Raw genomic sequence first — 6000 nt, 5'->3', positions numbered from 1 at the left:
CTGTTAAACCTCTAATTTATAATTAATTAATCTAACATATTTGAAGGCTAAAAGCTAGATAATATCTAACTTTCAGCCTTCAAAATTTTTATACTTTCCTGTACATTAAAAAAGAGTGATTATATAAATCACTCTTTTCATTAATCTTTTATTTATCAATTACTTCTAATTTAAATTTAGTTAATATTATATAGCCTATAATTAACACAAAACTAGCTATTAAAAATGGTAGTTTACTTCCAAAATCAAAAATAAATCCTGCAAATAATGATCCTAATACCATTCCCATAGACTTAGCTGAATTTTGAAGTCCCATAAGAGAACCATAATTTTCTTTTGTAAGTCTTGTTATTATATTTTGCTGTATTGGTACATATATACTTCCAATTGTTACAAAAATTATTATCCAAACAAAAAATAATCCTGTATTCTTTGTTACTGCTGCAAGAAGTAACGTTATTCCTAAGAATATAGTTAAGTATTTAAAACTTATTGTATCATCTAATTTTTTACCAATATACGGTGTTAAAATTAAATTCCCTAAAAATCCACAAATACCTGCTATAGATAGAAATGCTCCATTAAATGAAGGTGGTAATCTTAGTATAGATTCTATGTAATAATTAATTGATGAGCTATAACTTGTTGATGAAAAATAAAAAATAACTACCATTAAAAGTATTAAAACTAAATTTTTATTTAGTTTTTCATTTTTATTACTAAACCTAAAACTATTTAATTTTATAACTACCTTTTCTCCATTATTAGTAATAGTTTCAGATAACATAAAATATATAACACCACTTAATATAATACAAATTATAGATTGAGTTAAAAAAGTTAACTTATAATTTGTATTACCAATAACTCCTCCTAACAAAGAACCTAATGCATTTCCTACTGTATTACAAGCTGCGTAATATGCCATTATTTTAAGTCTATTTTCTTTTGTTGTTATATCTGTTAAATATGCTATAGAAACAGTTAAATATCCTGTAATAAAAGCTCCTCCCAATAATCTAAATACTACTATTACTACAGAATTATTACTAAAACCAAATCCTATTTGACTTATTCCATAACCTAAAAGACCTATAATTAAATACTTAACTCTCCCTTTCTTATCTGATAAACCTCCCCATATAGGTGAAAAAACAAAATTACCAAATGACATAGTTGCAAAAAATACTCCAAACATAAAAGAAGGTAGTCCTAATTCTCTTATAAGTGCAGGAGTAACTGGATGTGCCATGCTTAAAGCAATTGATATAAATATAGTTAATATAAGTAATGACCTAATTGATTTTTCTTTCATATAACAGCGCCTCTTCTTTAACCTTATATATTTCCTTATAGTAATGTTAATCTAATATTTATAATAATGTCAAGAATTTAAACTATTCAATATTATTTATAAAATAAAAAAACTATAGAGTTATTTTAAACTCTATAGTTTTAACATTTAACTTATCTTGCTATTTTAGTGTTATTTATAATAGAATAATTAACTTCTTTAAACTCATTTTCATTTTTAAGAACAAACTTAAAAAGGTTTTTAAATAAGGCATTTACAAATAATAACTTTTTCTCTGAAAGTTTAGGAAGCTTTTTAGAATAATATGATAAAAATGTATCGACTGGTGATATATTTAAATAATCATTATTAAATATAGCTATCTTTAAAAAATCTTCATCTTTTATTGCAACTTTAAAAACTTCATGAATCCTTCCATTCATCATATCTCTAAATTCACTATAATTTTTTTTGAAAGACTCTTCTGCTTCTAACATAAATTCAACTGGTGATTGTAAATTTAATTTATCAAATTTCATATTAAATTCCTCCTAAAAATCTATCTAAATATTAATTATTTATCTTTTTATATTATAATAATACCAGCTTTAGAATACGTTTTCAATATATTTTCAGAAAATTCTTGTTATAAGTAGAAGCTAAGGTTCTTTGTAATCTTAGCTTCTATATCTTATATTATATCTATTGTATTTATATCTAAATTATATGTTACATCTTTTCTTTCTACAATAAGCTTTATTTTATCCATAAGTGCATTATCTTCTTTAACTTTACCTATAAGCTCTTTAGTTGGATTAATTGCATATGGATTTCCAACAGATTTAAACATTGTAAAGTCTCCTGATGTATCTCCATAAGCAAAGCTTTTATCTAAATCTATATCATATTTATCTTTTAATTCCGTTATAGCATTTAACTTACTTTCATGATCCCACATAGGTATTATATCTCCATTATAAGTATTATCTTCTCCCAACTTATATATAGTTCCTCTATAATCGTCCATTTTATACTTCTTAGACATTTCTCTAACTAATTCTACTGGTGAACCAGATATAGCAATTACAATATGTCCTTGATCTTTATGCCATTTAATTCTTTCTCTACTAAAAGTATATACTCTATCTCCTTTTTGCTCTATAACCCTTTTAGCTATATAGTCTATATGATACTTATTAATTCCTTTAATAGCATCCGTATATATATCTACCATTTTTAATAGGTAAGTATCATAATCCCCCTGTCTTTTATCCCACTTTATATATGATGGTCTAACATCTCTATACCATTTGTTTTCATTTACTAATTCATATTTAATTATTTTTTTAAATACTTCAGTTATAAGACCTTCTCTATATATAGTTCCATCAATATCAAAAAATGCTGCTACTTTTCCCATTATAACTTCCTCCAACTTCTTTTGTTTTATAACTATAATTTTATTTATAGTATTATACCACTTTTTTCTTAATGATGAAAATAGCATTATTTTGTATATTATATTAAATTCAATATATACCACATAATAAAAATTGAAGAAATTGATATTTTAGTTTTATACTCAAATGTATAGCAACCAAATTCATCATATTTACATCTTAATGAAAATATATTATTATATCTACTAATATTGTTTTTTAATATGTTATATATTCCATTATTATTATACTTCTCTGCTGCTAAATCATTTGTTATATAATCTTTAACTTCATTTACTCTTAAAATAGATACCTTTGTTACTTAAAATTATATTATCAAATTTTTGTTTATCTCTATTATTTTTTATAATAACATTAGATATTATTTTATATTTTTCTATACTTAATTTTTCTAGCTAATTTTGAACTTTCTGTTCTAAAAGTAAACCCGATTTGATTATTTCATTTTTCTTTTTATTATTCTTAAAATATGGAATAAATAAGAAAAGAAATATTACTATTAAAAAGAATTGTCTTCCAAATGAAATCATTCCAAAATCAATTAGAGTAATGGATATATTATATATAGCTAATATAAAAATCAGAATGGTAAATATATACGATGTTTTGTTAGTAAAGCCTTTCATATTGTCATCTTTAAGTTATATTATATATTAATTATTTACCTAAAATATCTTAACTAAACCAAATCTTACTAAAGTTCCATTATTATTGGTATTACACTAGGCCTTCTTCTAGTATTTTCATAAATATATCTTTCTACAGCTTTTTTTATATTTGTTTTTAATACACACCATTCTATAATATTTTTTTCCAAGCATTTATTTACTTCTATGCTAGCTATTTCTTTAACTTCATTTATTAATTTTTCGGATTCTTTAACATATATAAATCCTCTAGTTATTAAATCTGGACCTGCTATTATGCTATAACTTTCTCTCTCAATTGCCACTACTATTGTTACCATACCATCCTCTGCCAATTGCTTTCTATCCCTTAAAACAAGAGTACCGACATCCCCTACCCCTAATCCATCAACATATATTGACCCTGTTTTTACTTTTCCATCAATTTGTGCAAAATCTTCGTTTAGACTTAAAACATCTCCTGTTTCTAATATAAATGTATTCTTATTAGCCATTCCTAGACTCTCTGCCAATTCACTGTGATGTTTTAAATGCCTATATTCTCCATGTACTGGCATAAAATATTTAGGATGAACTAATGTATGTATAAGCTTTAATTCCTCTTGATAAGCATGACCTGATACATGAACCTCTTCTAAATCTTCGTATATAACTTCAGCTCCTCTTTTAAATAATTCATTAATAACTTTTGATATAAGTTTCCCATTACCGGGAATAGGAGATGCTGATATTATATACAAGTCCTTGGCCTCGATCTTTATCTTTCTATGATTTGAAAATGCAATCCTTGCAAGGGCTGCCATTGGTTCTCCTTGACTGCCTGTAGTTATAATAGTTATTTGATTATTAGGATAATTTTTTATATCATCTATTGTAATTAAACATTCTTCTGGTATATGAAGATATCCAAGATCTATTGCAACTTTAGATATATTCTCCATACTTCTCCCACTAAATACCACTTTTCTTCCGTATATCAAAGAGGAATCAATTATTTGTTGCATTCTATGAATATTAGATGCAAAAGTAGCTACTATTACTCTTCCTTCTGCTCCTTGAAATATTCTATTGAAGGTTTTTCCAATAGACTTCTCTGACATTGTAGAACCCTTTCTTTCAACATTTGTACTATCTGCCATTAATAATAATACTCCTGATTTTGCTATATTAGAAATTCTCTCTAAATCTATAACTAACCCATCTATAGGCGTATAGTCTATTTTAAAATCTCCTGTATGAAGAATAGTTCCTACTGGACTATGTATGGCTATAAAACATGAATCAGCTATACTATGGGTACTTCTTATAAATTCAACCTTTAAGTAATTAAATTGAATAATATCTCCAGGATTTACTTTATGTAGTACTGAATCTGATAAAATATTATGTTCTTTTAATTTATTTTCCACAATTCCTAAAGTTAATTTTGTTCCATATACCGGTATATTAAGTTGTTTTAAAATATATGGTAATGCTCCTATATGATCTTCATGTCCATGAGTTAAAAAAATTCCTTTTATCTTTTCGCTATTTTCTTTTAAATAACTTATATCTGGAATTATTAAATCAACTCCATACATACTTTCATCCGGAAAACCTGCGCCACAATCTATCACTATTATTTCATCTCTATACTCAAAAGCAGTAATATTTTTTCCTATTTCTCCAATTCCCCCTAAAGGAATAACTTTTATATTAGATTTACATAACATTATTTTTCCTCCTTTTAATTTACATAACCTAATAAAAATAGTTTTCCTTTATATAATAAAATTAATTCCTATATTAGACCAATAAATTTATTAAAAATACTACTAAAGTTAAAATTAAAGAAGATAAATAGTTACTCATGCAATGAGATACTATAGAAACCCCTAATCCATATTTGCAATATAAAAAACCAAATAACAACCCTGGTAATAAATATATAGGAAGACTTAAAATGCTTGGACCATGCATAATAGCAAATATTAAAGAAGTAAAAATAAGAGCCATAAGTCCATATCTACTTCTTAAATTTAACACATTTATCTCTATTAAACTTTTCTTATCTTTTCTTATCTGTTGAAATATAAATCTAAATATTACTGCACAAATAGTAAAACCTCCAACCCTAAAAACAAACTCTTCTAGTATAGCTGGAGTAATTGATGTAACTAATAAACTTTCAAAACTAAAATCTTTGTAAGTACTTACAGCCTGATTTGAGCCTATAGCTATTACTCTTTTCCCTATAAAAACTGGTATAATCCTATATAAATAAGTAATAAACATAATTCCTAATCCTGATATAGTTCCTATACCTATTCCTTTTAATATACTTTCCTCTCTAAATAAATTGTCCTTCAAGAAATCCATTCCACCTATAACAGTTAAAATAGTTCCTATAATTAATATAGCTTCGCCTATATAAAGCACATCACTCATCTGTATATCTAATATTAGCATTAACTTAAATAAAGTTAGAACTTGCATTGTTAAAATGGAAATTAAAAATGATATTATTATGTATCCCATTTGTAGTCCTACCTTATTAGTTTTAAATTTATTATCTACAACTGATCTTTTCATTATATTTACTCCTTTTAAAATTCATTAA

General features: G+C 25.1%; 5 protein-coding genes. All 5 read right to left on the bottom strand.

What is annotated here, in order from left to right; all coding sequences use genetic code 11:
* Nucleotides 1-148: 148 nt before the first annotated feature.
* Nucleotides 149-1315, bottom strand: coding sequence for an MFS transporter (locus tag CP523_RS15820; RefSeq protein WP_066678930.1), 1167 nt, complete (start codon nucleotides 1313-1315; stop codon nucleotides 149-151).
* A 152-nt stretch (nucleotides 1316-1467) separates the two neighbouring features.
* On the bottom strand, nucleotides 1468-1833 hold the full coding sequence (locus CP523_RS15815; RefSeq protein WP_066678928.1) for a hypothetical protein: 366 nt from the start codon (nucleotides 1831-1833) through the stop codon (nucleotides 1468-1470).
* 152 nt (nucleotides 1834-1985) lie between these two features.
* The gene (locus CP523_RS15810; RefSeq protein WP_066678927.1) at nucleotides 1986-2714 is read right to left on the bottom strand and encodes an HAD-IB family hydrolase; all 729 of its coding nucleotides are present in this window, start codon (nucleotides 2712-2714) and stop codon (nucleotides 1986-1988) included.
* 734 nt (nucleotides 2715-3448) lie between these two features.
* On the bottom strand, nucleotides 3449-5113 hold the full coding sequence (locus CP523_RS15800) for a ribonuclease J (protein WP_066678925.1): 1665 nt from the start codon (nucleotides 5111-5113) through the stop codon (nucleotides 3449-3451).
* Between the two features lie 73 nt (nucleotides 5114-5186).
* Entirely contained in the window at nucleotides 5187-5972 is a 786-nt protein-coding gene (locus tag CP523_RS15795) for a CPBP family glutamic-type intramembrane protease (RefSeq protein ID WP_066678923.1), read from the bottom strand.
* Nucleotides 5973-6000 lie beyond the last annotated feature (28 nt).

It is taken from the genome of Clostridium septicum, from assembly GCF_003606265.1.
In the GTDB taxonomy this organism is placed as follows: domain Bacteria; phylum Bacillota; class Clostridia; order Clostridiales; family Clostridiaceae; genus Clostridium; species Clostridium septicum.
This window is presented reverse-complemented; position numbering and strand designations above follow the sequence as displayed.